Genomic DNA, 24,842 nt, shown 5'->3' on the forward strand with positions numbered 1-24,842 from the left:
CGGACCGATGTCTCAGACTAGTGTTGTGCCGCCCACAAAAAATGCGTTGCCCCCGTTAATGCGCCTTTCGGACGCCGCGGCGGAACGGCTTGAGCATTTGTATAAGACGGCTCATGCCGGGCACGTGCTGCGCATCAGCGTGACAACCAAAGGCTGCTCCGGCAAAGCCTACGATATGCAGTTTGTGGAAACCCCTCTGGATGGGGACGAAGTCGTCTCAGATAAAGGGGTGACGCTGCTGGTGGACCGTAAGGCCACCCTGTTCCTGATCGGCACGCAGATGGACTATCATCAGACGGAACTTGAGGAAGGGTTTGTTTTCCTCAACCCGAATGAGAAAGGCCGGTGCGGCTGCGGCGAGAGCTTTCATGTTTGAAGCTGCAAACAGCCTCGACCTCGGTTGACCACAGGAACTGGTCGATCACTGTCACGCTGTTCAGGCGATAGCCTGCGGCGTGCAGGGCTGCGGCGTCTTTTGTTAAAGCAGCAGGGTTACAACTGACATAAATCACGTTGCGCGGTTTGCCGAGGGTAAGCTGCGCCATTTGCAGTTTTGCTCCGGCATGGGGCGGGTCCAGCACCACGCATCCGGCCTGAGCAAGTTCCTTCGCCATAATAGGCTGACGGTTCAGGTCCCGGCAGGCGACTTCCAGCCGGGTGCCGCCAGCCGCATTTTTCAGGGCTGTTGCCGCAGGTTGATACCCTTCATAGGCTAGAACCCGCGCGCGGGTGGCCAGCGGGAAGCTGAGCGTGCCGCAGCCAGCATAAAGCTCAATGACAATATCACGCTTGTTTAGCTTGGGGAGCGCATCCAGCACCGCCTGCTGAATGAGCGATTCGCTCTCGGCTGTCGCCTGAAAGAAAGCGCCCGTTGGCGGGCTGACTGTAAACCCGGCCAGCGTATGCTGCACGCTGCGCGTCTGCGCCGCTGTTTCCGGCAGACCTTGCTCGCCCTGTCTTTGCCAGCAGATACGGGGAATGTTCTGTTCTGCTGATAACGCCGCGAGTCTGGCGCGGTCCACGGTGGAAAGCGGGCCATCCGTTACCAGAAGAATATCTAGCCCCGATTCGAGCAGATTGATCCGCAGATCGCCAGCCCGATACAGCCCTTCCAGACTTCTGAGCGTCTGCCGCAGTGCTGGCAGACAGTCCATAATGGCAGGGTGCAGAACAGGGCAGGTTGTCAGGTCAACACTCTCCGTGCTGCCACGCGCATGGAGACCCAGCAGAATATCTTTGCCATTTCTGCGCACGGCCAAATCTGCCCGGCGGCGACTATGCGGAGGAACCTGAAAGGCCTGCGGCTGTGGCAGGTCGGAAAACCCGGCTTTTTTCAGGGCGGCCATAACCCGGTCTGTTTTCCAGACAAGCAAAGCCGCGCGGTCCATGTGCTGAAGCGTGCAGCCGCCACACGTGCCGAATAGCGGGCAGGGTGGCTCGGTTCTGTCTGGAGAAGCAGTGAGAATTTCCTTGGCAATCCACTTGCCGGAGGCGGTGCGTTCTGCCTCTACCCGCTCACCGGGCAAGGTGTAGGGGATGTGCAGCGTCTGGCCATCTGCCAGAACGGCTGCTCCATCTCCCTGTGCGCCAAGATAGGTAATTGTTACATCGCGAAGGTCTGAAGCGTGCTGCTCCGGGGGGTGAGCTGTCACGTTGAGTGCTTTGCGGCCTCTTCTTCAGATACAGAAACATCTGCGGTCGGTACGGGCAAATCCGCCAGATTGGTTGTGCGGCGCGGCAACTGCATGAAGGCAGGCATGGAATTACCGAACCCGACGACATCACCAGCAGGCATAGGCGCCACTTCATCCCGGCGAGGCGGACGGCCCTGTGCACGGCGCGTATCCTGCTGCGCAGCAGGTGCAGGTGCAGGTGCAGGTGCTGCGGGAGCGGGAGCCGGAGCTGGTTTTGGTGCGGCAGGTTTATGCTGCTGCGAGGCATTGGCCGTTTTCTCGCCACGTCCACCATTCTGGTTTTTCGAAGCGGGTTTGTCTTTGCGTCGGCCATGAGCCGGACGCTTTTCGTCCGACCAGTCCAGTTGCTCAATACCGGCAAACTCCAGACGCGGAATTGTTTTGCCGGTCAGAGTCTCAATGGCGTCAGCCAGATTTTTGTCGTACGGAGTCGCCAGACTGTACGCGTGGCCTTCCTTCCCAGCGCGGCCTGTGCGGCCAATGCGGTGGACATAATCTTCCGCGTGGAAGGGGAGGTCGAAATTGAAGACGTGCGAGAGACCGCCAATATCAATGCCGCGGGCTGCCACGTCGGAGCAGACCAGAATTTTCAGCTCGCCATTCTTGAATTTTTCAAGCGTTGCGAACCGGACAGACTGCGGCAGGTCACCATGCAGCGCGCCGACTGAAAATCCATGCTTTTGCAGGGATTGCATCAGCACATCGACATCCCGCTTGCGGTTACAGAACACAATGGCGTTCTGCAGTGTGGGGTCACGCAGCAGCTTGCGGAGTGTGTCACGCTTGCTGTGCTCATCCACAATCACCAGACCAGTGGTAATGGTTGTAGCCACGGAGGACGCACGGCTGACCGTGATTTCCTTGGGAGTCCTCAGGAATGCATCAGCTAGATGCCGGATGGCAGGAGCCATGGTGGCAGAGAAGAAAAGTGTCTGGCGGTTAACAGGCAGCAGGCCGACAATTTTTTCAATGTCAGGAATGAAGCCCATGTCCAGCATGCGGTCGGCTTCATCTATCACCAGAATACGCGTCTGGGTCAGCAGCAGCCCGCCACGCTCAAACAGATCCAGCAGGCGACCGGGCGTTGCAATCAGCACGTCCACGCCGCGGTTCAATACTTCTTTCTGGTCCGCCATGCTCTCGCCGCCAATCAGCAGAGCATGGGTCAGTTTGAGATGTTTGCCGTAATTGACGAAATTTTCAGCAACCTGAAGGGCCAGTTCCCGCGTTGGTTCCAGAATCAGGGAGCGCGGCATACGGGCTCTGGCTCGTGAGCCAGATAAAATTTCCAGCATGGGCAGCGTGAAGGATGCCGTCTTGCCGGTGCCGGTCTGCGCCACACCCAGCACATCTTTCGCCATCAGAATGGCGGGGATGGCCTGTTCCTGAATGGGGGTGGGGTGGATATAGCCCATTTCCGTCACGGCGCGCAGGATCGGCTCGGAAAGGTGCAGGTCAGCAAATGTCGCTTTGGAATCGACTTCTACCACCAGTTCTTTTTCCGGTGCCGGGCTTACGGCTGCGCTATCTTTAGCCGGTGCGTCTGCTACGGGCGCCACGGCTACAGGCTCAGCGGGCGCGGGTGGCTCAACGGATTCTGTTTTGGCCGTCAGCGGTTCAGCGGCTGGCGTCTCAGAGTCTGTCGCGTTTTCGGTTGGGGCCGGAGCAGCTTTAGTCGTAGCCTTTTTGGTTGGCTTTTTGGCAGGGGCGGCACGGCGGCGTTTCGGCTTGGGAGCCTCTTCCGCCACGGCTGCGTCTTCACTTGCGGGCTCGGTGGGAGCCTGTTTCGTTGAGACCTCTTCCGGAGCAGCGTCTGTCGGTTCAGCAGCCTTGCGCCGCCGCCGTACAGGTTTTTTAGGTGGCACTGCCTGTTCGGCAGGGGCAACCTCAAGCGCTTCCGCACCCGTCTCCGTTGCAGCTGTGTCTACAGCCGTGGCTGCCGTTTTTGTACGGCTGCGCGTCGTGGTCTTGCGGGGGCGGGTGGGCGTTTTGGCTATCAATATGCTCTCGGAGATACTTCAGTCGTTACACTAGGAATGGACCGACTGGCCCTGATTTTTCCATGCTCCGGAAGCCGGAGAAGGGAGAGAAGCTGAAGCCGGTCAGGCGCTTGCTGCGATTAAAGGCATTTGCCGCCGGAATCAAGCTTTCCCCATCTTTACGCCTTATTTTACAGGAACGGGTGGCCCAGTGATGCAGCCAGCACGGCAATCACACCCAGCGCCATGATAACAAGGATCTGGTTGCGGATCGAGTCGAACAGGGCAGGCTGCGGACGGATGGCGCGGCGTGCTTTCTGGAACGGCCCGGTAAGCACCCGCACATACAGAGCAGCCATGATCAAACCGACAAGCTGCATGAGGTTGGTGGTCCACGGCGCCTGCGCAAAGCCGCCTTCATGAATGATCATCAGCCAGCCGGTAATCAGGGCTGTGGGGATGACATGCATCAGTACCCGGAAAAAGCGACCTAGAGATTGCAGTTGCACGGAATTGCGCTGTGTCGCGTCCAGCAGGGAGAGACTTTTGCGCATGATAATGGCGGCGTAGGCCGTGCCACCAACCCAGAACATGACGCTGATAATATGCAGAGCGAGGATGACGCTCCAGAGAATGGAATGAGGCATGCAGACTCCGCTCGATAAAAACTGAATTCAAAAACAGAAACGGCAGCCTCAGGCTGCTGTAACTGCGCCAGACACGCTGTCTGATTGCCAAGGGGAGGGCCGGGGTGCAAGTCAGTTATTCTTCCGGCAGTCTTCTGGCTCCCTTCCTTTAGGAGGATCTCCATGCCCGTATCCCCACTTTCACCGCTTAGCCTTTATACACCGGATGAAATGGGGCGTGTGGATCAGCTTGCTTCACATTTTATGCCCGTTACGGAACTGATGGAACATGCGGGCCGTGCTGTTGCGCGGGCCGTGCGTCGCTTCATGCGGCCGTGTCGAGTTCTTGTGTTGTGCGGGCCGGGCAATAATGGCGGAGATGGGTTTGTGGCCGCTCGTTTTCTGGTGGAAGCAGGCTGGCCGGTTGCGGTTGCAGCCATGGTCCCGCCGCAGGTAGGGTCTCCAGCCGCAGAGGCTTCGGCGCGGTTTGACGGTGTGCGGGTGCCGTTTGCTCTTGCGGAAGTAGAGCGGGCCGATCTGGTAATTGATGCCCTATTCGGCGCAGGATTGAGCCGGGATCTCTCCGGTCTGCCTGCTGACCTGTTGCGGGCAGCCCGCAAAATCGTGGCCGTCGATATCCCGTCCGGCATTGATGGTGCGACAGGGCAAGTGTGCGGCTATGCACCGCACGCTGCCCTGACAGTTACGTTTTGCCGCTTCAAACCGGGCCACCTGCTTTATCCGGGCCGAGGTTTCATGGGGCAACTCGTGCTGGCGGACATCGGCATGCCCGAGCAGGCGCTGGCGCGGGTTCCCGCGCAAACATGGCGGAACGCGCCGGGATTGTGGTGCCTGCCTGAGCCGGGGCCAGAAAGTCATAAATATACGCGCGGTGTCGTAAGTGTGTGTGCGGGAGCCACCATGCCAGGCGCTGCGCGGCTTTGTGCTGGCGGGGCGCGCGCCGTGGGTGCCGGGTTGGTGCGGCTTGCCGCTGGAGAGGCCGCGGCTGCTTACAGGTTGGGGGCTCCGGGGTTAGTGGTGGATGAGGGGCCCTTGGAGACCCTTCTTGAGGATGAAAGACGCACTGTGTGGGTCTGCGGGCCGGGCCTGACGGAAGGCGAGGTTGCGCAAACGCTGCCAATGTTACTGGCTGCGCAAAAATCTGTCCTTGCGGATGCTGGCGCGCTTTCCGCTGCGGCCGGGTGTCCAGAAAAACTGAAAGGGGTGTCGGTCATCACGCCGCATATCGGGGAATTTACCAAAGTGTTTGGTCCGCCGGGCCGGAATCCGCCGGAAGCTGTGCGGACGGCTGCGGCGGAGCTTGACGCGGTTGTCGTGCTAAAAGGGGCCTCTACCCTGATTGCAGCGCCAGACGGGCGGTTGGCTATCAATGATCATGCGAGTCCCGCATTGGGCACCGCCGGGTCTGGCGATACGCTCTCTGGTGTGATTGCGGCTCTGCTGGCTGCCGGAATGCCGGTCTGGGATGCCGCTTGTGCTGGCGTTTGGCTGCATGGTGAGGCCGGAATTCAGGCCGGCGCGTGGCCGATAGCCGAAGATTTGGACCGTTATTTGGGCCCTGCGCGGGAAAAAGCGACCCGCTTGCAGCATGAATATGCACAGAAGTGCAGAGGGTCTCTTGCCGGGAGCAACACTCTGGGCTAAGTCCACGCAACTTGCGGCGGGGTTTTTCCGTGCGGGCGTGGTGGAATTGGTAGACACGCCAGATTTAGGTTCTGGTGGCGCAAGTCGTGGGGGTTCAAGTCCCTCCGCCCGTACCATGTTTTTTGGTTTTTTAGTGCTCCCGTCCTGTTCCGCGGCAGCCTCTCTCGGCACAATGCAGCGGGAAATTTGAGTTTGTACCGAAAGGAAGGCCTGGCAGATGCAGGTTACTGACACCCTCACCGAAGGGCTGAAGCGTGGTTTCACCATTACCATTCCGGCAGCAGAGCTTGCAGAAAAGCGCGATGCGCGTCTGAAAGAGGTTGCCGCTAACCTGACTCTTCCAGGTTTCCGCCCGGGCAAGGTGCCGGTTTCCGTGGCTCGTCAGCGTCATGGTGACGCCGTGCGCGCCGAAGTGCTGGAGCAGGCTGTGTCCGACGCGCTGCGCGCCGTTCTGGAAGAACGCGGTCTGCGTCCGGCTGGTCAGCCGCAGGTTGAACTGGTGAGCGGTCAGGACGATGACGGGAAAGACCTTGAATTTAAGGTTGAAACCGAAATTCTGCCAGAAATCACTGTGCCGGACCTGTCTGACCTGTCTCTGACACGTCTGAAGGCAGTTGCCAGCGATGAAGCTGTTGACAAGATTCTGGCCGATGTCGCCAAGCGTCAGCGCACCTTTGAAACGGTTGAGGACGTCCGTCCGGCTGTGATGGGTGACGTTGTTTCCGTCGATTTCGTTGGCAAGCGCGATGGCGTACCGTTTGACGGTGGCACGGCGCAGGACGTCAATGTTGAAATCGGCGGCGAAGGTTTCATCCCCGGCTTTGCTGAGCAGATTGAGGGCATGAAGCCCGGTGAAGAAAAAATCATCACCGTGACGTTCCCGGAAAACTACGGCGCGGAAGAACTGGCTGGCAAGGAAGCAACCTTTGACATCACCGTCAAAGAGCTGAAAAAGCCTGTTGATGCGCCGATTGATGATGAGTTGGCCAAGCTGCTGGGCTTTGAAACGCTGGATCAGCTGCGTGACCTCGTCCGCAAGCAGATTGAAGGCGAATACGATCAGCTTTCCCGTCTGCGCATCAAGCGCGAACTGCTGGACGCTCTGGCAACGAAAACCGACTTTCAGGCTCCGCAGGGCATGGTTGATGCGGAATTCGAGCAGATCTGGCAGCGCGTTGAAGCCGACCGTAAAGCCGGTCAGCTTGACGACGAAGACAAGGATAAAGACGAAGACACGCTGCGCGCCGACTATCGCAAGATCGCCGAACGCCGCGTAAAGCTTGGTCTGCTGCTGGCAGAAATCGGCCGCAAGAACGCCATTACGGTCACACAGGACGAGCTGGGTCGCGCTATGCGTGCAGAAGCCATGCGGTATCAGGGGCAGGAAAAAGAAGTCTTCACCTTCTTCCAGAATAACCCGCAGGCTGTTGAATCCCTTCGCGGTCCGATTTTCGAGAACAAAGTTGTCGATTATCTGATTGAACTCGCGAAAGTGGAAGACAAGGAAGTCACTCCGGAAGAGTTATCGGATATTCCTCCGGCTGATATCTGAGAAAATCGTATCCCGCCGGTGTAAATCGGCGGGATACTTTTTTTCGGGGCAGATTTTCTTTTCCGGGGTGGCATCTTGCCACTTTATCTCTATCTTGATGGAGAGTGCCTGAACCAGTTTGCGTCTCCGGACGGAAGCAGGGGAGGGATGGTGCAGGTTTTTTACGGGAATGACTGACATGAGGGATCGTGATCCCGTTGAGGTTTTCAGCAACGCTTTGGTGCCGATGGTGGTCGAACAGACCTCTCGGGGCGAGCGGGCATTTGATATCTACTCCCGCCTGCTTCAGGAACGGATTATCTTTCTGACCGGCCCGGTCTATGATCAGGTTGCGTCTGTGATTTCCGCACAGCTCCTTTATCTGGAAAGCGTAAACCCGACGAAGGAAATTTCTTTCTATATTAACAGCCCCGGTGGCGTTGTGTCCGCAGGTCTCGCAATCTACGACACCATGCAGTACATCCGCAGCCCGGTCAGCACTGTCTGTATTGGTCAGGCAGCCTCCATGGGCTCACTGCTGCTTGCAGGTGGAGAAGCCGGGCGTCGCTTTGCTCTGCCTAATGCGCGTGTGATGGTGCATCAGCCCTCCGGCGGCGCACAGGGGCAGGCCAGTGATATTGAAATTCAGGCCAAGGAAATCCTTATTATCCGGCAACGCCTGAATGAGATCTATCGTGAGCACACCGGCCAGACGCTTGAGGACATTGAGCAGAAGCTGGAGCGCGATACGTATATGTCAGCCGAGGAAGCGAAGTCTTTCGGGATTGTTGATAAGGTGATCAGTCATCATAAGGCCACAGAAACTGGAAAGAAGGATAAAAGCCATCCTTAATCTGGTGTACACAAATTCTCCTGTTCAGTGTCAGGGGTGGTCTGCCCGCAGCAAGGCAGATAGAGTTGATAACCCGGCGCCTGTTTTCGCGAGGTCCGGGACGTTCAGAGGAGTGGACTGATGAACGCAAAGTCCGGTGATTCCAAAAACACGCTCTATTGCTCTTTCTGCGGGAAATCGCAGCACGAGGTACGCAAGCTTATTGCCGGACCGACCGTGTTTATCTGCGATGAGTGTGTGGAACTCTGCATGGATATTATCCGTGAAGAGCACAAGACGACATTGGTGAAGTCACGCGAAGGCGTTCCGACTCCCAAGGAAATCTGCAAGGTTCTGGATGATTATGTCATCGGGCAGTTTGAGGCCAAAAAGGTTCTCTCTGTTGCGGTGCATAACCACTACAAGCGGCTGACGCAGGCGACCAAAGGTAATGATGTTGAACTGGCAAAGTCCAACATCCTGCTGGTTGGTCCTACCGGTTCCGGCAAGACGCTGCTTGCGCAGACGCTCGCCCGTATTCTGGATGTCCCGTTCACCATGGCGGATGCTACCACGCTGACCGAAGCCGGTTACGTGGGTGAGGATGTTGAAAACATCATCCTCAAGCTGTTGCAGGCATCTGACTACAATGTGGAGCGGGCGCAGCGCGGCATTGTCTATATCGACGAAATCGACAAGATTTCCCGCAAGTCTGACAATCCCTCCATCACGCGTGACGTGAGCGGCGAGGGCGTGCAGCAGGCTCTACTGAAGCTGATGGAAGGTACTGTGGCGTCTGTGCCGCCACAGGGTGGGCGTAAGCATCCGCAGCAGGAATTCCTGCAAGTGGATACCACCAATATGCTCTTTATCTGCGGTGGGGCTTTTGCCGGACTGGATAAAATCATTTCGGCGCGTGGCAAGGGGAGCAGCATTGGCTTTGGGGCCGATGTTCAGTCTCCGGACGAGCGGAAAACTGGTGAAATCCTGCACGATGTGGAGCCGGAAGATCTGATGAAGTTCGGGCTGATCCCGGAATTTATTGGCCGTCTGCCAGTTCTGGCCACGTTGGGCGATCTGGATGAAGCGGCTCTGATCCGTATTCTGACCGAGCCGAAAAATGCTCTGGTCAAGCAGTATCAGCGCCTGTTCCAGATGGAAGATACCGAGCTTTCTTTTACGGATGATGCGCTGAAGGCCATTGCGGATCGTGCCATTACCCGCAAGACGGGAGCCCGTGGCCTGCGGTCCATCATGGAAAGCATCCTGATGAACACCATGTTCGATCTTCCCGGCCTTGATAATGTGGAAGAAGTGGTGGTGAACCGTGACGTAGCCGAGGAAAAAACAAGCCCGGTCTATGTCTATGGCAAAGGGAAAACGGTTCCGGCGGAACAGTCAGCCTGAAGAACTGCAAAACAACTGCCAGCAGGGTGCAAGCCCTGCTGGCCGGGTTTTCTGGTTAACCCATTGCAGAATGGGGCGTTCGTAACGACATGGTAGATGGTGGGAGCCTGTTGGCAGGTTCTCGCGGGTCTGGGTATGCCACAGTTCGGGTGCCCGGCCTGGATCGTCCTTGAAGGAGGTCATGGTTATGGCTGATAATGAAAAACCAGCAGTAAAACGTAAGCGTAAAACACCCGCGAAAACGCCGGAAACGGTCGCTCCGGCCGAAAACGCAGTCAGTGTGGTTGCAGACAACGCAAGCCCGGACACAAAGGTCGCGCAGGGTAACAGTCGTATCGCCGTTCTGCCGCTCCGCGATATTGTCGTCTTCCCCCATATGATTGTGCCGCTGTTTGTCGGTCGTGAAAAATCCGTCAAGGCGCTGGAATCTGTTACGCGGGAAGACCGGCAGATTCTGCTGATTGCGCAGAAAGATGCCGCGCAAGACGATCCGGGTGTGGAGGATGTGTACCGCTTCGGCACTGTCTCTACCATTCTTCAACTCCTTAAACTGCCGGATGGCACGGTTAAGGTGCTGGTAGAAGGTGTGCGTCGCGCACGGGTGAAAGCCCTGCATGATGTTGACGGGCATTTTGAAGCAGAAATTGAGGATGTGGTTGAAGAACCAGCGGTCGGCGCGGAAGCCGAAGCCTTGGGTCGATCCATCGTTTCTCAGTTTGAGCAGTATATTAAGCTCAACAAGAAAATCGCATCCGAAGTTCTGGTTTCCCTGAACCAGATCAGCGATTTGTCCAAGCTGGTGGATACGGTTGCCAGCCATCTCAATCTCAAAATTTCCGAAAAGCAGGAAATTCTCGAAGCGCCGTCTGTCGCGGAGCAGCTTGAGAAGGTTTTCGCACATATTGAAGCAGAAATCGGTGTGCTTCAGGTTGAGAAGAAAATTCGCAACCGCGTGAAGCGCCAGATGGAGAAAACCCAGCGCGAATACTATCTGAACGAGCAGTTGAAGGCCATTCAGAAAGAGTTGGGTGAAGGCGAAGACGGCAAGGACGAAACTACCGAGATTGAAGAGCGGATTGCCAAAACCAAGCTTTCCAAGGAAGCGCGGGAAAAGGCGGTTGCTGAACTGAAAAAGCTGCGTGGCATGAGTGCTATGTCTGCTGAATCGACGGTGGTGCGAAACTATCTGGACTGGCTGCTTGGTATTCCGTGGAAAAAGCGCACAAAGGTCAAGAATGACCTTGCTGCAGCGGAAGCCGTGCTGGATTCGGACCATTACGCTCTGGAGAAAGTCAAAGAGCGTATTATGGAATATCTGGCGGTGCAGAGCCGCTCCCAGAAGCTGAAGGGGCCGATTCTCTGCCTTGTCGGCCCGCCGGGCGTGGGGAAAACCTCACTGGCGCGCTCCATCGCCAAGGCGACGGGCCGTCATTACGTCCGTATGTCTCTGGGCGGTGTGCGGGATGAGGCCGAAATTCGCGGGCATCGGCGCACCTATATCGGCTCCATGCCGGGCAAGATCATTCAGGGGATGAAAAAGGCGAAGGTGTCCAACCCACTGTTCCTGCTGGATGAAATTGACAAGCTGGGTGCTGACTGGCGGGGTGACCCGTCCTCTGCTCTGCTGGAAGTGCTGGACCCTGAGCAGAACGGCACATTTGCCGATCATTATCTGGAAGTGGATTATGATCTGTCGGACGTTATGTTCGTCACCACGGCGAACAGCCTCAACATGCCGCAACCGTTGCTGGACCGTATGGAAGTCATCCGTCTGTCTGGTTATACGGAAGATGAGAAGGTTGAGATTGCCCGTCGTCATCTGATCGCCAAGCAGGCTGAGGCCCATAGTCTCAAGCCGGATGAATGGTCGATCAGCGATGAGGCTCTGCGGGATCTGATTCGCTATTACACGCGGGAAGCCGGGGTGCGTAACCTTGAGCGCGAAATTGCGAATCTTGCCCGTAAGGTGGTGAAAGAGCTTGTGACCGGCAAGGCAAAGAAAGTCGCCATTACCGCGCGCAATCTTGAGAAGCTGGCTGGCGTGAAGCGTTTCCGTTACGGCGAGACCGAAGCGGAAGATATGGTTGGGATTGTCACCGGTCTGGCATGGACGGAAGTCGGCGGGGAAATCCTGACGATTGAAAGCGTCATGGTGCCGGGTAAAGGCGCTGTGGTGGAAACCGGCAAGCTTGGTGATGTGATGAAGGAAAGCGTCTCTGCGGCGTTCTCTTACGTCCGCAGCCGCTCCACGACCTTTGGTATCCCGCCGACTCTGTTTGAAAAGCGGAGTTTCCATGTGCATGTGCCAGAAGGTGCGACTCCTAAAGATGGGCCTTCCGCCGGTATTGCCATGGCCACAGCACTCGTCAGCGTCATGACGGGTATCCCCGTTCGGCGTGATGTTGCCATGACTGGTGAGATCACACTGCGGGGGCGTGTGCTGCCGATTGGGGGCTTGAAAGAGAAACTGCTCGCGGCACAGCGGGCGGGGATCAAGACCGTTTTCCTACCCAAGGACAATGAGAAAGATCTCGCGGAAATCCCTGATTCCGTAAAGACTAATCTGGAAATTATCCCTGTATCCCATGTGGATGAGGTGATTGGCCGCGCACTGGTGCGCAAACCACAGGCCATTCATTGGGATGATGTTTCGGAATCCGTTCCGACAACGGACGGAATTGGCGCAACCCCAGCCCTGCCGCACTAAGGGAAAATTTTACTATGTGGCCTAAGTTTGCCGTTGCTCTGTTGACGTGGCGAAAAACGGCTGCATAGTGCGAGCGGGAAGCGGAGAGGCGGACGTAAAGCCGCCCGCCGCTCCAGTCACGATAAACAAAGAGAGGCGTAATATGGAGAAGCCGCTTAACAAGCAGGAACTCGTAGCGGCAGTGGCCGACGAGGCTGCTCTGCCCAAGGCGAAGGCTGGAGAAGTGGTTGACGCCGTATTCGGTGCAATCGAAAAGGCTCTTTCTAAAAAGCAGGAAGTTCGTCTGGTCGGTTTTGGCACGTTTGTCACCGCTTCACGTAAGGCTGCCAAAGGGCGTAACCCGCGTACGGGTGAGGAAATTGATATTCCTGCCTCTACCTCTGTACGCTTCAAGCCGGGTAAGGCTCTGAAGGACGCCGTAAGCTAAAAGTCTACCAGACTGATAGTTTTTGGCTTCGGCCGGTAAAACTTCTTCAAGAAGGGTTGCCGGCCGCTTCTGTTTGTGACACATACGCATCCAGCGGGCGATTAGCTCAGAGGTAGAGCGTCTCGTTTACACCGAGAGGGCCGGCGGTTCGACCCCGTCATCGCCCACCATAATTTCTTTTCGTAGTCATTATGGTTCCCGTGCAGAGCACCACTAAGTGAGATGCTCTCATTTTTATGAATTTCCCAAAAATCTATAGTTCCCGGCCGTATTCATGATAGTTTCACGCTATCCTGTTGAGTAATCACGGGAAAGTGCCCATTATACTGGCCTTAGGGCATGGTTGTTGAGGTGGCTTGGGTCTACTCTCCTGTGCATGACGTTTGATCTTCATGATCTTCCTCATGCAAGGAATACAGATGCAGTCTGTTCTTGGTGATTACGCCCCCGTTCTGGTGTTCGGTGCAATTTCGGTCGTGATTGCGGCCGCAATGCTCGGTATGGCCCTGTTATGTGGCCATCAGAAACCGTATCCGGAAAAAGTAACGGCCTATGAATGCGGCTTTGAAGCCTTTGATGACACGCGCCGTCGGTTTGATGTGCGGTTTTATCTGGTCGCAATCCTCTTCATTATTTTCGACCTTGAGGTCGCGTTTCTTTTTCCGTGGGCTGTCAGCCTCTCCCGCATAGGCTTGTTCGGGTTTCTCTCCATGCTGGGGTTTCTGAGCGTGCTGGGGATTGGCTTTCTATATGAGTGGCGCAAAGGCGCGCTGGACTGGGATTAAGGGAGCCGCCGATGTCTGCAAATTCGCAAGACGAAACCATTCTATGGAATCGTGAAGCCCTGCCACCCGGCCCAGAGCAGGATGCCGTGGTGCGGGGTATTACGGGTGCCATTGCCGAAAAAGGCTTCGTGGTGGCCAATCTGGACAAGTTGGTTAACTGGGGGCGCACAGGTAGCCTCTGGCCTATGTCTTTCGGGCTGGCCTGCTGTGCCGTGGAGATGATCCACGCTTATATGCCGCGCTATGATCTGGACCGTATGGGCGTGATTCCGCGCGGATCCCCACGCCAGTCAGATGTGATGATCGTCGCCGGCACACTCACCAACAAAATGGCACCGGTGCTGCGTCGGCTTTATGAGCAGATGGCGGAGCCGCGTTGGGTGATCTCCATGGGCTCCTGCGCCAACGGGGGTGGGTATTATCACTATTCCTATTCCGTTGTGCGGGGGTGCGACCGCATCGTGCCGGTGGATGTGTATGTGCCCGGCTGCCCGCCAACGGCTGAGGCGCTGATTTACGGCATCATGCTCCTCCAGAAGAAAATCCGTCGCACAGGGACCATTCTCCGTGGCTGAGGTTTCTCTCCCCTCCCCACAGCAGGGGCGTCTGCAAGGGCGGCTCGGTGCGCTGGCGTTCTCTCTTTCCACCTCATGGTCGGGTATCTCGTCCGCAGGGTTGGAAAATGGTGAACTGGTTGTCCGCACAACGCGGGACCAGCTTTTGCCGCTCATGACTTATCTGCGCGATGCGCCGCATTGTCGCTTTGAGCAGATGATGGATGTGTGCGGGGTCGATTATCCCAGTCGCGTTGAACGATTTGAAGTGGTTTATAATCTGCTGTCCGTCACCCATAACCAGCGGATCCGCGTGATTATCACGACGGATGAAACTGCTCCTGTGGCATCCGTCGCGGGCTTGTGGCCCTCTGCCTGCTGGTGGGAGCGGGAGTGTTATGACCTGTTCGGCGTGCAGTTCTCGGGTAATCCAGACATGCGCCGCATTCTGACGGATGACGGGTTTGAAGGCTTCCCCCTGCGTAAGGACTTCCCTCTGACAGGTTATGAGGAAGTCCGCTACGACGTAGAGCGGCGGGAAGTGGTGAAAGAACCTGTCTCATTGGTGCAGGACTTCCGCAATTTTGACTTTGTCTCCCCTTGGGAAGGCATGATGACCCTGCCGGGTGACGAAAAAGCGCATGAGGTCCGGCAACATATCAAGAGGTCACGCGGATGACAGACCCGGATAGAAACACCGTGCTGCGTGAGGCAGACAATATTCTACGGACCGATATTCCAGAAAGCCTGTTGCCTACGCAGCAGGTTGAAGCGCGCGAACGCAAGACGCTGGAAATTGATTCCCATGCGCTGAACTTTGGCCCGCAGCACCCATCCGCTCATGGTGTGCTGCGTCTGGTGCTGGAAATGGAAGGCGAGCTTGTGGCGCGCACGGTGCCACATATCGGCCTTTTGCATCGTGGCACAGAAAAGCTGATAGAATACAAAACCTATCAGAAAGCCCTGCCGTATTTTGACCGGCTGGATTACGTTTCTCCTATGTGTGAGGAGCAGGCTTTTGCTCTGGCGACAGAGAAACTACTGGGGATTGAAGCTCCAGAACGGGCACGTTGGTTGAGAGTGCTGTTTGCAGAGATTACCCGTGTTCTAAACCATATTTTGAATATTACGGCTCTGGGTCTGGACTGCGGTGCCGTAACGCCCGCTCTGTGGGGCTATGAAGAACGTGAAAAGCTTCTGGAGTTTTACGAAGCTGCATCTGGCGCACGTTTCCATGCCAACTACGTCCGTCCCGGCGGGGTTGCGCGGGATATTCCGGCCGGGTTGGAAGAGAAAATTGGTCTGTGGGCCAAGGAGTTTCCAGCTTGGATTGATGAGCTGGAAAATCTGCTGACCGAAAACCGGATATGGAAGCAGCGCACCGTCGGTATCGGCGTTTTCACGGCTGAGCAGGCTCTGGCATGGGGCTTTAGCGGCCCGTGTCTGCGGGCCTCCGGCGTGCCGTGGGACCTTAGGCGCACTCAGCCCTATGACAATTACCATAAGGTGACCTTCAACGTGCCGGTTGCCCGACATGGCGATTGCTATGATCGCTACCTCGTACGTATTGCGGAAATGCGGGAAAGCGTCAGCATTATTGAGCAATGTCTGGACCAGATCCGGCCCGGTCCGGTCAAGGTGCAGGACCCGAAATTCAGCCCGCCACCGCGCGCGGAAATGAAGCGGTCCATGGAAGCGCTCATTCACCACTTCAAGCTGTTCAGTGAAGGCTACCACGTGCCGCCGGGTGCGACCTATACCGCAGTGGAGAGCCCGAAAGGGGAGTTTGGCGTGTATCTGGTCGCCGATGGCAGCAATCGCCCCTATCGCTGTAAAATCCGGCCTACCGGCTTTGCGCATTTGCAGGCGCTGGATGAAATGACCCGCCGCTCCATGCTGGCCGATATGGTGGCAGTTCTGGGGTCTCTCGATCTTGTTTTCGGGGAGGTTGACCGATGACCACACACCAGACGCCCCAGCAACAGCCAGATACGTTTGTGTTTGATAGTGCTTCCGAAGCGGAAATTGTGACCGTGCTTGCCAAATACCCTACGGAACGCAAGGCCAGTGCAGTCATGCCGCTGCTCTATATCGCCCAGCGGCAGTTGGGGCGGGAAAGCGGGAGCGCGTGGGTGCCATTGGTAGCCATGGATGAGATTGCGCGCAGGCTGGAAATGGCGGCTATCCGCGTTTACGAGGTGGCTTCTTTTTATACCATGTTCAATACAAAGCCAGTTGGCCGCTACCATTTGCAGGTTTGCACCACAACGCCATGCTGGTTGCGTGGGTCGGATGACGTTGTGGCCGCCTGCAAGCGGGCAACGGGTATTGGTGCCTTTGGTGAAACCAGCGCGGATGGCCAGTTTACGCTGACACAGGTGGAGTGCCTCGGCGCCTGTTCCAATGCACCCATCCTGCAAGTGGATGATGATTTTTACGAAGATATGGATGGCCCCCGCACCGTTGCGTTGATTGATGCCTTGCGCAGGGGAGAGCGCCCACCAGCCGGTCCGACAATCAACCGTAGCGGCTCTGCGCCGGAAGGTGGCCGGAAAACGCTGGTGGACGCAGAACCGTCCATTGCTGAAAACAAGTAGGAGAAACGGGCATGTTGCAGGACAAGGACCGGATCTTCACCAACCTCTACGGCCAGAATGACTGGCGGCTGGAAGGGGCCCGCAAGCGGGGAGACTGGCAGAATACAGCCGAGATTCTGGCAAAAGGGCGGGATGCCATTATTGGGGAAATGAAGGCGTCTGGCCTGCGGGGCCGTGGTGGGGCAGGCTTTCCCACCGGGTTGAAGTGGTCCTTCATGCCCAAACAGTCAGACGGGCGGCCGCATTATCTGGTGATTAACGGGGACGAGTCAGAACCCGGTACCTGTAAAGATCGTGAAGTTTTAAGGCATGAACCGCATAAGCTGATTGAGAGTGCGCTAATTGCGTCCTTCGCTATGGGTGCTCATGCAGCCTATATTTACATCCGTGGCGAGTTTTTCAATGAAGCAGCGCATCTTCAGATTGCGGTTGATGAAGCCTATGCCGCGGGATTGATTGGAAAAAATGCAGCCGGTTCCGGCTGGGATTTTGATTTCTTCATCCATCGTGGGGCAGGGGCCTATATCTGCGGGGAAGAGACGGCTCTGCTGGAAAGTCTGGAAGGCAAAAAGGGCCAGCCGCGTATGAAGCCGCCGTTCCCTGCCGGCGCGGGCCTGTATGGCTGCCCGACCACGGTGAATAATGTGGAAAGCATTGCGGTTGCGTCCACCATCCTGCGGCGCGGCGGGGCTTGGTTCGCCGGGCTTGGACGACCTAATAACACCGGCAGCAAACTGATGGCCATTTCTGGCCATGTGAACACACCCTGTGTTTTTGAAGAAGAACTGGGCGTGCCGCTGAAAGAGATTATTGAAAAGCACGGCGGCGGTGTGCGCGGTGGCTGGGACAACCTTCTGGCCGTTATTCCCGGCGGCTGCTCTGTGCCGGTTTTGCCAAAATCCGTGTGTGAGACGGTGCTGATGGATTATGACAGTCTGCGGGCCGAGCGTTCGGGGCTGGGCACAGGCTGCATGATTGTCATGGATAAATCCACGGACATTATCGAGGCGATTGCCCGTTTTTCACGCTTTTTCAAACATGAAAGCTGCGGGCAATGCACACCCTGCCGTGAAGGTACGGGTTGGATGATGCGTATGATGGACCGCATGGTGCAGGGCCGGGCTGAACTGGATGAGATTGATCTGCTGGAGCAGGTCACGCGTCAGGTGGAAGGGCATACCATTTGCGCGCTGGGTGATGCCGCGGCGTGGCCCATTCAGGGGCTGATCCGCCATTTTCGGCCGGAAATGGAAGAACGCATCCGTCACTATAAAGCACTGCATGGCGGCACGGGACTGGTTCAGGTCCCGGCGTCCGGTGTGCCCGTGGCTGCGGAGTAAGAGCGATGGTGAGGGTAATTGTTGATGGCACACCCGTGGATGTGCCGCCCGGTTTCAGCGCGTTGCAGGCCTGTGAAGCCGCAGGTAAGGAAATCCCGCGCTTTTGCTACCATGAGCGGCTTTCTGTAGCAGGCAACTGCCGTATGTGCCTTGTGCAGGTGGTGCGGGCACCAAAGCCCGTCGCCTCCTGTGGGTTCCCGGTTTCCGAAGGCATGGAAATTCTGACGGATACCGAGGTGGTGCGTCGTGCCCGTCGGGCCGTGATGGAGTTTCTACTGATCAACCATCCGCTTGATTGCCCGATCTGTGATCAGGGTGGCGAGTGTGATTTGCAGGATCAGGCTTACGGCTACGGTTCCGGCGTGTCCCGTTATCAGGAAGCAAAGCGGGCGGTTACGGATAAAGATATCGGCCCGCTGGTTAAAACTGTCATGACGCGCTGCATCCAGTGCACACGCTGCGTACGGTTTACGACGGAAGTGGCCGGGACGCCGGAACTGGGCATGGTGTCACGCGGAGAAAACGCCGAAATCACAACCTATGTGGAAAAGGCGCTGACTTCGGAACTGTCCGGCAATCTGATTGATATTTGCCCCGTGGGCGCGTTGACGGCCAAACCCTCCGCATTCCACGCCCGCTCATGGGAATATAAAAAGACTGACAGCATTGATGTGATGGATGCGGTTGGCACCAATATTCAGATTCAGGCGCGTGGCGGCGAGGTGATGCGGATTGTGCCCCGCGTCAATGATGAGGTGAATGAAGAGTGGCTGTCTGATAAAGGCCGTTTTTCAGTTGATGGCCTCAAGCGCAGGCGGCTGGACCGCCCGTGGGTGCGGGTGCATGGCAAGCTGATGCAGGCATCATGGCAGGAGGCTTTTGTGTCTCTTGCGCGGCGTCTGGATGGTGTGTCCGGCTATCAGATTGGTGCGATTGCGGGGGATATGTGTGATGCGGAAAGCCTGTGCGCCCTGAAAGACCTGATGACCGCTCTTGGCTCCCCCAATCTCGACTGCCGGCAAGATAATGCGTGGTATGATCTGAGTGCGCGGGAAGGCTATCTGTTCAATAGCGGTATTCTCGGGATTGAGGACGCTGACGCCCTTCTGCTGGTGGGAACCCACCCAAGGCATGAAGCGCCGGTGCTGAATGCCCGCATCCGCAAGCGCTATCTGAACGCCGGGCGCGGTGGTTTCCCCATCGCCATGATTGGGCATCCGCAGACTGACCCGACCTATGAGGCGGAATTGCTGGGTGATGGACCGGACGTTCTTGAAAAACTGCTGGATGGTAGTCATCCTTTTGCCGAGACGCTGAAAAACGCCAAGCGGCCCATGATTATTCTCGGGCACGGCGCGTTGACGCGGCCTGACGCGGCGGCTGTTTATGATGCCTGTAAAAAACTGGCGGATCAGACGGGCGTTGTCGCAGAAGGCTGGAACGGGCTGAATGTTCTGCATACGGCCGCGTCGCGCGTTGGTGCGCTGGATCTTGGCTTCCTGCCCGGCACGCGTGGACGGACTGCCAGCGGGATGCTGCGTGGCGGCGTTGACGTTCTCTGGCTGCTGGGAGCTGACGACTTCCCCGTTGATAAAATCGGCGCTGAGACTTTTGTAATTTATCAGGGCCATCATGGGGATGCCGCCGCAGCCCGAGCCGATATTATTCTGCCCGGAGCCGCGTACACGGAAAAACCGGGCACCTATGTCAATACGGAAGGTCGTGTGCAGCGCAGCTTCCGGGCTGTCTTCCCACCCGGTGAGGCGCGGGAGGACTGGCGTATTCTTCGCGCTTTTTCAGAAGTGGTTGGCAAAACGCTGCCGTATGACACGCTGGAAGCCGTGCGGGAGCGGATGGCGGAGGTCAACCCGGTTTTCCGGCGGATTGGTGCCATCTCCCGGCCAGAGGCCCGGATTGAAGGGCAGAGTGTGCCGTCTACCAGTGTGGTGAGTGTATCCGCCCCGCAGGAGGACAGCATGGAGGCCAATCCTTTCCGGCCGGTTGTGCAGGATTACTACCTGACCAACGCCATAAGCAGGGCCAGCGCGACGATGGCGGAGTGTTCCCGGGTTTACGGGCCTACCCGTGCAGTGGCGGCGGAGTAAGGGCAAATGGCGCAGTTTTTTTATCACACACTGGCAGGCCAGATTATTCTGATGCTGCTGGAAACACTGGCTGTTCTGGTGCCATTGCTGATTGCCGTGGCGTATCTGACGCTTATGGAACGCAAGGTGATGGCGGCCATGCAGCGCCGCCGTGGACCGAACGTGAACGGTCCGTTCGGGCTGCTTCAGGCGTTTGCTGACGCCATCAAGATGATCATGAAAGAAACGGTTATTCCCGCCGGGGCCAACAGGGCGCTGTTTCTATTCGCGCCGTTTCTGACATTTTCTCTAGCCATGCTCGCGTGGGCAGTCATCCCGACAGGGAATGGTCTGGCTGTGGCGGATATCAATGTCGGTATTCTGTATCTTCTCGCCATTTCCTCGCTCGGGGTCTACGGCATTCTGATCGCCGGGTGGGCATCGAACTCCCGTTACGCCTTTCTGGGTGGTCTGCGCTCTGCGGCGCAGATGGTGTCCTACGAAGTGTCCATCGGACTGGTGATCGTCTCGGTTCTGCTGGCCGTGGGGAGCCTGAACCTGAACGATATTGTGTTGGCGCAGCGCCATATCTGGTTCTGTGTGCCCATGTTCCCGATGTTTATCGTCTTTTTCATCTCGGCACTGGCGGAAACCAATCGCGCGCCATTTGACCTGCCGGAAGGCGAGAGTGAACTCGTGGCCGGGTTCTTTGTGGAATATTCCTCACTGGCCTTTGGTCTCTTCTTCCTTGGGGAATATGCGAACATGATCCTGATGTCAGGCATGATCAGTATTCTGTTCCTTGGGGGCTGGCTGCCGCCGCTTGGGCTGGCGCCGTTTACGTGGGTGCCCGGCCCGCTGTGGCTGATTTTCAAAATTCTTTTCTGCCTGTTTGTTTTTATCTGGGTCCGGGCGACGTTCCCGCGCTTCCGGTATGACCAGTTGATGCGCCTTGGCTGGAAGGTTTTTCTGCCGCTGTCACTGGTCTGGATGATTGCAACGGCTGGTTTTCTGATGGCGACGGGCCTGTTGCCTCAGGTGGGAGGCGTAAACTGATGGGCGCGTTAACACGCACTTTCCGCTCATTTCTGCTGACAGAACTTGTTGGCGGTATGGCCACAACATTCAAAATGATGTTTCAGCCGAAGGTCACGCTGAACTACCCGTATGAAAAAGGGCCGCTCTCACCGCGCTTTCGGGGAGAGCACGCGCTGCGGCGTTACCCGAATGGCGAAGAACGTTGCATTGCCTGCAAGCTGTGTGAGGCGACGTGCCCGGCGGAAGCCATTACCATTGAGGCCGAAGAGCGGGATGACGGCTCTCGCCGCACCACGCGCTACGATATTGACATGACAAAATGCATCTATTGCGGGCTGTGCGAGGAAGCTTGCCCGGTGGATGCTATTGTCGAAGGGCCGAATTACGAATTCGCCACAGAAACCCGGGAAGAGTTGCTCTATGACAAGGATAAGCTCCTTGCAAATGGAGACCGGTGGGAAGCCTTGCTGGCCCGTCGGCTGGAATACGATGCCCCCTATCGTTAATCCCGTGCAGCCCCGGCTGGGGCAGGAGGCTGGCTGATGTTGGCGCAGGTTGTTTTTTACGTTTTTGCCGCGGTGTTGTTGCTGTCCGGGGTCATGGTCATCAGTGTCCGGAACCCGGTGCATGCGGTGCTTTTCCTCATTCTGGCGTTTTTCAATGCGGCTGGACTGTTCCTGATTGCCGGGGCTGAATTTCTGGCGATGCTGCTGGTCATTGTCTATGTCGGCGCGGTGGCGGTGCTGTTCCTGTTTGTCGTCATGATGCTGGATATTGATTTCACCCAGTTGCGTGAGGGACTTCAGCGGAACGCCCCCATTGGGGCCTGCGTCGGGGCCATTCTGTTTGCGGAACTGGTGATGGCAGTCAGCAACTGGACCATGGCGCCCGCCGGTGCCGGGGGAAGTGTGCAGGCGGCTCCCGGCCTGACCAATACGGCGGCTTTAGGCACCCTGATTTATACCCATTACGTACTGCTTTTTCAGGCCTGCGGGCTGGTGCTGCTGGTCGCGATGATCGGGGCGATTGTGCTCACCCTGCGGCAGACGGGCAGCGGGCGGCGGCAGAATATTGAAAAACAGCATGCACGTACACGTGAAGATACGCTGGAGCTTGTGCAACTGCCACTTGGCGAAAACGTGTTGGAGCAGGGTGGTTTCCTGCGCCCCGGAACCTCCTATTACGAAATTGCTGTTCCCGGCTCCTATGGTGCTGCCGAGCAGCCCAAAGAGGCGGAAAAAGAGGAGACTGGCGCATGACACCGGCAATCGCTCCTGTGGGGCTTGGGCCTTACCTTGTAGTCAGTGCGGCGCTGCTGGTGCTGGGGGTGTTGGGTATTTTCCTTAACCGGAAAAATATCATCATCATCCTGATGTCCATGGAACTCATTCTTCTGGCAGCCAACCTGAATTTTGTTGCGTTTTCCTCCGCCCATGCGGATCTGTCCGGGCAGGTAATGGTGCTCTTCGTGCTGACCATTGCCGCGGCGGAAGCCGCGATCGGGCTGGCGATTGTCACGGTGTATTTCCGTAACCGTGGGTCGATTCAGGTCGAAGACGTTACGATGATGAAGGGATGAACGGACTGATGCAGACCGATCTTCACCTGTTTGCAGCCGCTGTAACCCTGCCTCTGGCAGGTGCGGTTGTTGCCGGGCTTGGTGGCCGCCTGATGGGCGATACGCTGGCCAAAATTGTGACGCTTCTGTGCATGGGTGTTGCCGCTCTGTGCGGGGTCGGGGCGCTGTGTGGCGGCTGGACCTCCGGGTTTGGCCCCTTTACCGTACCTCTGGCGGACTGGATTAATGCCGGTGGCTTCCATGCCTCATGGACGCTGCGGTTTGATACGCTCTCTGTCACCATGACAGCCATGGTGCTGTGCGTCTCGCTGCTGGTACATTGTTACAGCCTTGGCTATATGAGCCATGAGAGTATGCCGGTTTATCGGTTTTTTGCGTATCTCTCACTGTTTACCTTCGCCATGCTTATGCTGGTCTCCTCCTCTGACCTCATTCAGCTCTTTTTTGGGTGGGAAGGCGTGGGGCTCGCCAGTTATCTGCTCATTGGCTACTGGTATGACCGTCCTTCCGCAACGGCTGCGGCCATCAAGGCGTTTGTGGTTAACCGCGTGGCGGACCTGTTCTTCCTTGTGGGGATCGGCCTGATTTACGTTCAGTTCCATTCCGTACGGTATGAGGATATTTTTGCGGCTGTCCCGCAGATTGCAGGCGCACCCTATACGCTATTCGGACAATCTTTCCGCATGGTGGAAGTTATCAGCTTCCTGCTGTTTGTCGGCGCAATGGGCAAATCCGCTCAGTTGTTCCTTCACACATGGTTGCCTGACGCCATGGAGGGGCCGACGCCTGTTTCAGCCCTAATTCACGCCGCAACGATGGTGACAGCCGGTGTGTTCCTGATGGCGCGTATGTCTCCGTTGCTGGAAGTCGCGCCCAATACCCGCCTGTTTGTAATTTTTATTGGTGCCACAACCTGTTTTTTTGCAGCGACTGTCGGCATGGTGCAGCCGGATATCAAACGCAGCATTGCGTATTCCACCTGCTCTCAGCTTGGCTATATGTTCGCCGCTGTAGGTGTTGGAGCTTATCAGGCTTCTGTTTTTCATCTGACAACACATGCATTTTTTAAAGCGCTTCTGTTCCTTGGGGCTGGGTCGGTCATCCATGCGCTGCATGACGAGCAGAATATGTTCCGCATGGGCGGTCTGTGGAAAAAACTGCCGCTGACCTATGCGGTCATGTGGATTGGTAGCCTTGCGCTGGCCGGTGTGTTCCCCTTTGCCGGATACTGGTCGAAAGACGCTATTCTGAACACGCTGTGGGCGGCGGATAGTGGCATGAGCCATTATGCGTGGACGCTGGGGGTCATCACGGCCTTCCTCACGGCCTTCTATAGCTGGCGTCTGATTTTTCTGGTGTTCCACGGGGCTCCGGCGGATGCACACGCCAGAGACGCCGCGCATGAAAGTCCGCTTTCCATGGCGCTGCCTCTGGTGCTGCTGGCCGTTGGTGCCGTGGTAAGTGGGGTTGCGCTGGCCCCGTATTATGTGGGGGCCCATCAGGCCGCCTTCTGGCAAGGCAGCATTTTCAACGCGCCCGGTAACAGCATTATGGAAACATTTGAACACGTGCCCGGCCTGATAGCACTCCTGCCGTCACTGGTAGGCTTTGCCGGGATTGCGGTGGCTTATGTGTTCTACATTGCCAAACCGGAACTGCCCGGAGCACTGGCGCGCTCCTGCGGCCCGATTTATCGGTTCCTGCTCAACAAATGGTATTTTGATGAGTTGTATGACCGGATTTTTGTGCGGCCTTACGCAGCGATAGCCCGCACTCTCTGGAAAGACGGGGAAGAAGGCGCAGTGGAAGGTCTGCCGCGAGATCTGGTGCAGGCCACTGCCACCGGCGCGTCAGACGCTGTGCGTCTGCAAACCGGGTCCATCGCTCTCTATGCGTTCACCATGCTGGCCGGTCTGGTTGTGGTGCTGACCGTCGCCCTCTGCGGGTGAAGGAGGCTGCAATGATCAGGTCTGTTTTTTCTGTTTCCTCCTGTTCTG

At 57.0% G+C, this 24,842-nt stretch carries 22 protein-coding genes and 2 tRNA genes; 21 read left to right on the forward strand and 3 right to left on the reverse strand.

The annotated features are described in order from the left end of the window. The first annotated feature begins 7 nt into the window (after positions 1-7). Complete coding sequence (locus AD949_RS04195) at positions 8-376, forward strand: HesB/IscA family protein (RefSeq protein WP_048834895.1); 369 nt, start codon at positions 8-10, stop codon at positions 374-376. Here AD949_RS04195 and AD949_RS04200 read toward each other — a convergent pair. From AD949_RS04200 to AD949_RS04210, 3 genes are all read right to left on the reverse strand, one after another. Then, positions 324-1,652 carry a class I SAM-dependent RNA methyltransferase gene (locus tag AD949_RS04200; RefSeq protein ID WP_048834896.1) on the reverse strand — a complete coding sequence of 443 codons (1,329 nt, stop codon included), beginning with the start codon at positions 1,650-1,652 and terminating at the stop codon, positions 324-326. The genes AD949_RS04195 and AD949_RS04200 overlap by 53 nt on opposite strands. Beyond that, positions 1,649-3,559 carry a DEAD/DEAH box helicase gene (locus AD949_RS04205; protein ID WP_174766774.1) on the reverse strand — a complete coding sequence of 637 codons (1,911 nt, stop codon included), beginning with the start codon at positions 3,557-3,559 and terminating at the stop codon, positions 1,649-1,651. The genes AD949_RS04200 and AD949_RS04205 overlap by 4 nt, the downstream gene beginning before the upstream one ends. Before the next feature lie 305 nt (positions 3,560-3,864). Next, on the reverse strand, positions 3,865-4,320 hold the full coding sequence (locus AD949_RS04210) for a hypothetical protein (protein ID WP_048834898.1): 456 nt from the start codon (positions 4,318-4,320) through the stop codon (positions 3,865-3,867). 162 nt (positions 4,321-4,482) lie between these two features. Here AD949_RS04210 and AD949_RS04215 point away from each other — a divergent pair, with 162 nt between their 5' ends. The 20 genes from AD949_RS04215 to nuoL all read left to right on the forward strand — a co-directional run bounded on the left by AD949_RS04215 (position 4,483) and on the right by nuoL (position 24,794). Then, on the forward strand, positions 4,483-5,964 hold the full coding sequence (locus AD949_RS04215; protein ID WP_048834899.1) for a bifunctional ADP-dependent NAD(P)H-hydrate dehydratase/NAD(P)H-hydrate epimerase: 1,482 nt from the start codon (positions 4,483-4,485) through the stop codon (positions 5,962-5,964). A 31-nt stretch (positions 5,965-5,995) separates the two neighbouring features. Then, positions 5,996-6,080 (forward strand) — tRNA-Leu (locus AD949_RS04220). 101 nt (positions 6,081-6,181) lie between these two features. After that, positions 6,182-7,516 carry a trigger factor gene (tig, locus tag AD949_RS04225; RefSeq protein WP_048834900.1) on the forward strand — a complete coding sequence of 445 codons (1,335 nt, stop codon included), beginning with the start codon at positions 6,182-6,184 and terminating at the stop codon, positions 7,514-7,516. Between the two features lie 169 nt (positions 7,517-7,685). Continuing rightward, entirely contained in the window at positions 7,686-8,348 is a 663-nt protein-coding gene (locus AD949_RS04230) for an ATP-dependent Clp protease proteolytic subunit (RefSeq protein ID WP_025827015.1), read from the forward strand. Between the two features lie 120 nt (positions 8,349-8,468). Next, positions 8,469-9,734, forward strand: a complete 1,266-nt coding sequence (clpX, locus tag AD949_RS04235) for an ATP-dependent Clp protease ATP-binding subunit ClpX (RefSeq protein WP_048834901.1) — start codon at positions 8,469-8,471, stop codon at positions 9,732-9,734. A 181-nt stretch (positions 9,735-9,915) separates the two neighbouring features. Continuing rightward, entirely contained in the window at positions 9,916-12,441 is a 2,526-nt protein-coding gene (gene lon / locus AD949_RS04240) for an endopeptidase La (protein WP_371277377.1), read from the forward strand. A 142-nt stretch (positions 12,442-12,583) separates the two neighbouring features. Beyond that, positions 12,584-12,868, forward strand: a complete 285-nt coding sequence (locus AD949_RS04245) for an HU family DNA-binding protein (RefSeq protein WP_025827010.1) — start codon at positions 12,584-12,586, stop codon at positions 12,866-12,868. Between the two features lie 95 nt (positions 12,869-12,963). Beyond that, a tRNA-Val gene (locus tag AD949_RS04250) sits at positions 12,964-13,038 on the forward strand. Between the two features lie 249 nt (positions 13,039-13,287). After that, positions 13,288-13,653: an NADH-quinone oxidoreductase subunit A gene (locus tag AD949_RS04255; protein ID WP_025827009.1), complete on the forward strand. Its 366-nt coding sequence runs from the start codon at positions 13,288-13,290 to the stop codon at positions 13,651-13,653. 11 nt (positions 13,654-13,664) lie between these two features. Beyond that, positions 13,665-14,228 carry a NuoB/complex I 20 kDa subunit family protein gene (locus tag AD949_RS04260; protein WP_048834903.1) on the forward strand — a complete coding sequence of 188 codons (564 nt, stop codon included), beginning with the start codon at positions 13,665-13,667 and terminating at the stop codon, positions 14,226-14,228. After that, positions 14,221-14,886, forward strand: a complete 666-nt coding sequence (locus AD949_RS04265) for an NADH-quinone oxidoreductase subunit C (RefSeq protein ID WP_048834904.1) — start codon at positions 14,221-14,223, stop codon at positions 14,884-14,886. The genes AD949_RS04260 and AD949_RS04265 overlap by 8 nt, the downstream gene beginning before the upstream one ends. Then, the gene (locus AD949_RS04270) at positions 14,883-16,166 is read left to right on the forward strand and encodes an NADH-quinone oxidoreductase subunit D (RefSeq protein ID WP_048834905.1); all 1,284 of its coding nucleotides are present in this window, start codon (positions 14,883-14,885) and stop codon (positions 16,164-16,166) included. Before AD949_RS04265 ends, AD949_RS04270 begins: the two co-directional genes overlap by 4 nt. Beyond that, on the forward strand, positions 16,163-16,804 hold the full coding sequence (locus AD949_RS04275; RefSeq protein ID WP_048834906.1) for a complex I 24 kDa subunit family protein: 642 nt from the start codon (positions 16,163-16,165) through the stop codon (positions 16,802-16,804). Before AD949_RS04270 ends, AD949_RS04275 begins: the two co-directional genes overlap by 4 nt. A gap of 11 nt (positions 16,805-16,815) precedes the next feature. Further along, on the forward strand, positions 16,816-18,144 hold the full coding sequence (gene nuoF / locus AD949_RS04280; RefSeq protein WP_048834907.1) for an NADH-quinone oxidoreductase subunit NuoF: 1,329 nt from the start codon (positions 16,816-16,818) through the stop codon (positions 18,142-18,144). Positions 18,145-18,149: 5 nt separating this feature from the next. After that, the gene (gene nuoG / locus AD949_RS04285; RefSeq protein ID WP_048834908.1) at positions 18,150-20,249 is read left to right on the forward strand and encodes an NADH-quinone oxidoreductase subunit NuoG; all 2,100 of its coding nucleotides are present in this window, start codon (positions 18,150-18,152) and stop codon (positions 20,247-20,249) included. A gap of 6 nt (positions 20,250-20,255) precedes the next feature. Continuing rightward, the gene (gene nuoH / locus AD949_RS04290; protein ID WP_048834909.1) at positions 20,256-21,284 is read left to right on the forward strand and encodes an NADH-quinone oxidoreductase subunit NuoH; all 1,029 of its coding nucleotides are present in this window, start codon (positions 20,256-20,258) and stop codon (positions 21,282-21,284) included. Further along, positions 21,284-21,772, forward strand: a complete 489-nt coding sequence (gene nuoI / locus AD949_RS04295) for an NADH-quinone oxidoreductase subunit NuoI (RefSeq protein WP_048834910.1) — start codon at positions 21,284-21,286, stop codon at positions 21,770-21,772. The genes nuoH and nuoI overlap by 1 nt, the downstream gene beginning before the upstream one ends. Positions 21,773-21,808: 36 nt before the next feature. After that, positions 21,809-22,525, forward strand: coding sequence for an NADH-quinone oxidoreductase subunit J (locus AD949_RS04300; protein ID WP_048834911.1), 717 nt, complete (start codon positions 21,809-21,811; stop codon positions 22,523-22,525). Beyond that, the gene (gene nuoK / locus AD949_RS04305) at positions 22,522-22,845 is read left to right on the forward strand and encodes an NADH-quinone oxidoreductase subunit NuoK (protein WP_035373926.1); all 324 of its coding nucleotides are present in this window, start codon (positions 22,522-22,524) and stop codon (positions 22,843-22,845) included. The genes AD949_RS04300 and nuoK overlap by 4 nt, the downstream gene beginning before the upstream one ends. Positions 22,846-22,853: 8 nt before the next feature. Continuing rightward, positions 22,854-24,794 carry an NADH-quinone oxidoreductase subunit L gene (gene nuoL, locus AD949_RS04310; protein ID WP_048834933.1) on the forward strand — a complete coding sequence of 647 codons (1,941 nt, stop codon included), beginning with the start codon at positions 22,854-22,856 and terminating at the stop codon, positions 24,792-24,794. The last annotated feature ends 48 nt before the right edge of the window (positions 24,795-24,842 follow it).

This window comes from Acetobacter orleanensis (genome assembly GCF_001581005.1).
In the GTDB taxonomy this organism is placed as follows: Bacteria; Pseudomonadota; Alphaproteobacteria; order Acetobacterales; family Acetobacteraceae; genus Acetobacter; species Acetobacter orleanensis.

Bases quoted from the DNA above. Each gene is read 5' to 3' on its own strand.
- AD949_RS04195 (WP_048834895.1), top strand. From the start codon at position 8: ATGTCTCAGACTAGTGTTGTGCCGCCCACAAAAAATGCGTTGCCCCCG.
- AD949_RS04210 (WP_048834898.1), bottom strand. From the start codon at position 4,320: ATGCCTCATTCCATTCTCTGGAGCGTCATCCTCGCTCTGCATATTATC.
- AD949_RS04215 (WP_048834899.1), top strand. From the start codon at position 4,483: ATGCCCGTATCCCCACTTTCACCGCTTAGCCTTTATACACCGGATGAA.
- tig (WP_048834900.1), top strand. From the start codon at position 6,182: ATGCAGGTTACTGACACCCTCACCGAAGGGCTGAAGCGTGGTTTCACC.
- AD949_RS04230 (WP_025827015.1), top strand. From the start codon at position 7,686: ATGACTGACATGAGGGATCGTGATCCCGTTGAGGTTTTCAGCAACGCT.
- clpX (WP_048834901.1), top strand. From the start codon at position 8,469: ATGAACGCAAAGTCCGGTGATTCCAAAAACACGCTCTATTGCTCTTTC.
- lon (WP_371277377.1), top strand. From the start codon at position 9,916: ATGGTTATGGCTGATAATGAAAAACCAGCAGTAAAACGTAAGCGTAAA.
- AD949_RS04245 (WP_025827010.1), top strand. From the start codon at position 12,584: ATGGAGAAGCCGCTTAACAAGCAGGAACTCGTAGCGGCAGTGGCCGAC.
- AD949_RS04255 (WP_025827009.1), top strand. From the start codon at position 13,288: ATGCAGTCTGTTCTTGGTGATTACGCCCCCGTTCTGGTGTTCGGTGCA.
- AD949_RS04260 (WP_048834903.1), top strand. From the start codon at position 13,665: ATGTCTGCAAATTCGCAAGACGAAACCATTCTATGGAATCGTGAAGCC.
- AD949_RS04270 (WP_048834905.1), top strand. From the start codon at position 14,883: ATGACAGACCCGGATAGAAACACCGTGCTGCGTGAGGCAGACAATATT.
- AD949_RS04275 (WP_048834906.1), top strand. From the start codon at position 16,163: ATGACCACACACCAGACGCCCCAGCAACAGCCAGATACGTTTGTGTTT.
- nuoF (WP_048834907.1), top strand. From the start codon at position 16,816: ATGTTGCAGGACAAGGACCGGATCTTCACCAACCTCTACGGCCAGAAT.
- nuoG (WP_048834908.1), top strand. From the start codon at position 18,150: ATGGTGAGGGTAATTGTTGATGGCACACCCGTGGATGTGCCGCCCGGT.
- nuoH (WP_048834909.1), top strand. From the start codon at position 20,256: ATGGCGCAGTTTTTTTATCACACACTGGCAGGCCAGATTATTCTGATG.
- nuoI (WP_048834910.1), top strand. From the start codon at position 21,284: ATGGGCGCGTTAACACGCACTTTCCGCTCATTTCTGCTGACAGAACTT.
- AD949_RS04300 (WP_048834911.1), top strand. From the start codon at position 21,809: ATGTTGGCGCAGGTTGTTTTTTACGTTTTTGCCGCGGTGTTGTTGCTG.
- nuoK (WP_035373926.1), top strand. From the start codon at position 22,522: ATGACACCGGCAATCGCTCCTGTGGGGCTTGGGCCTTACCTTGTAGTC.
- nuoL (WP_048834933.1), top strand. From the start codon at position 22,854: ATGCAGACCGATCTTCACCTGTTTGCAGCCGCTGTAACCCTGCCTCTG.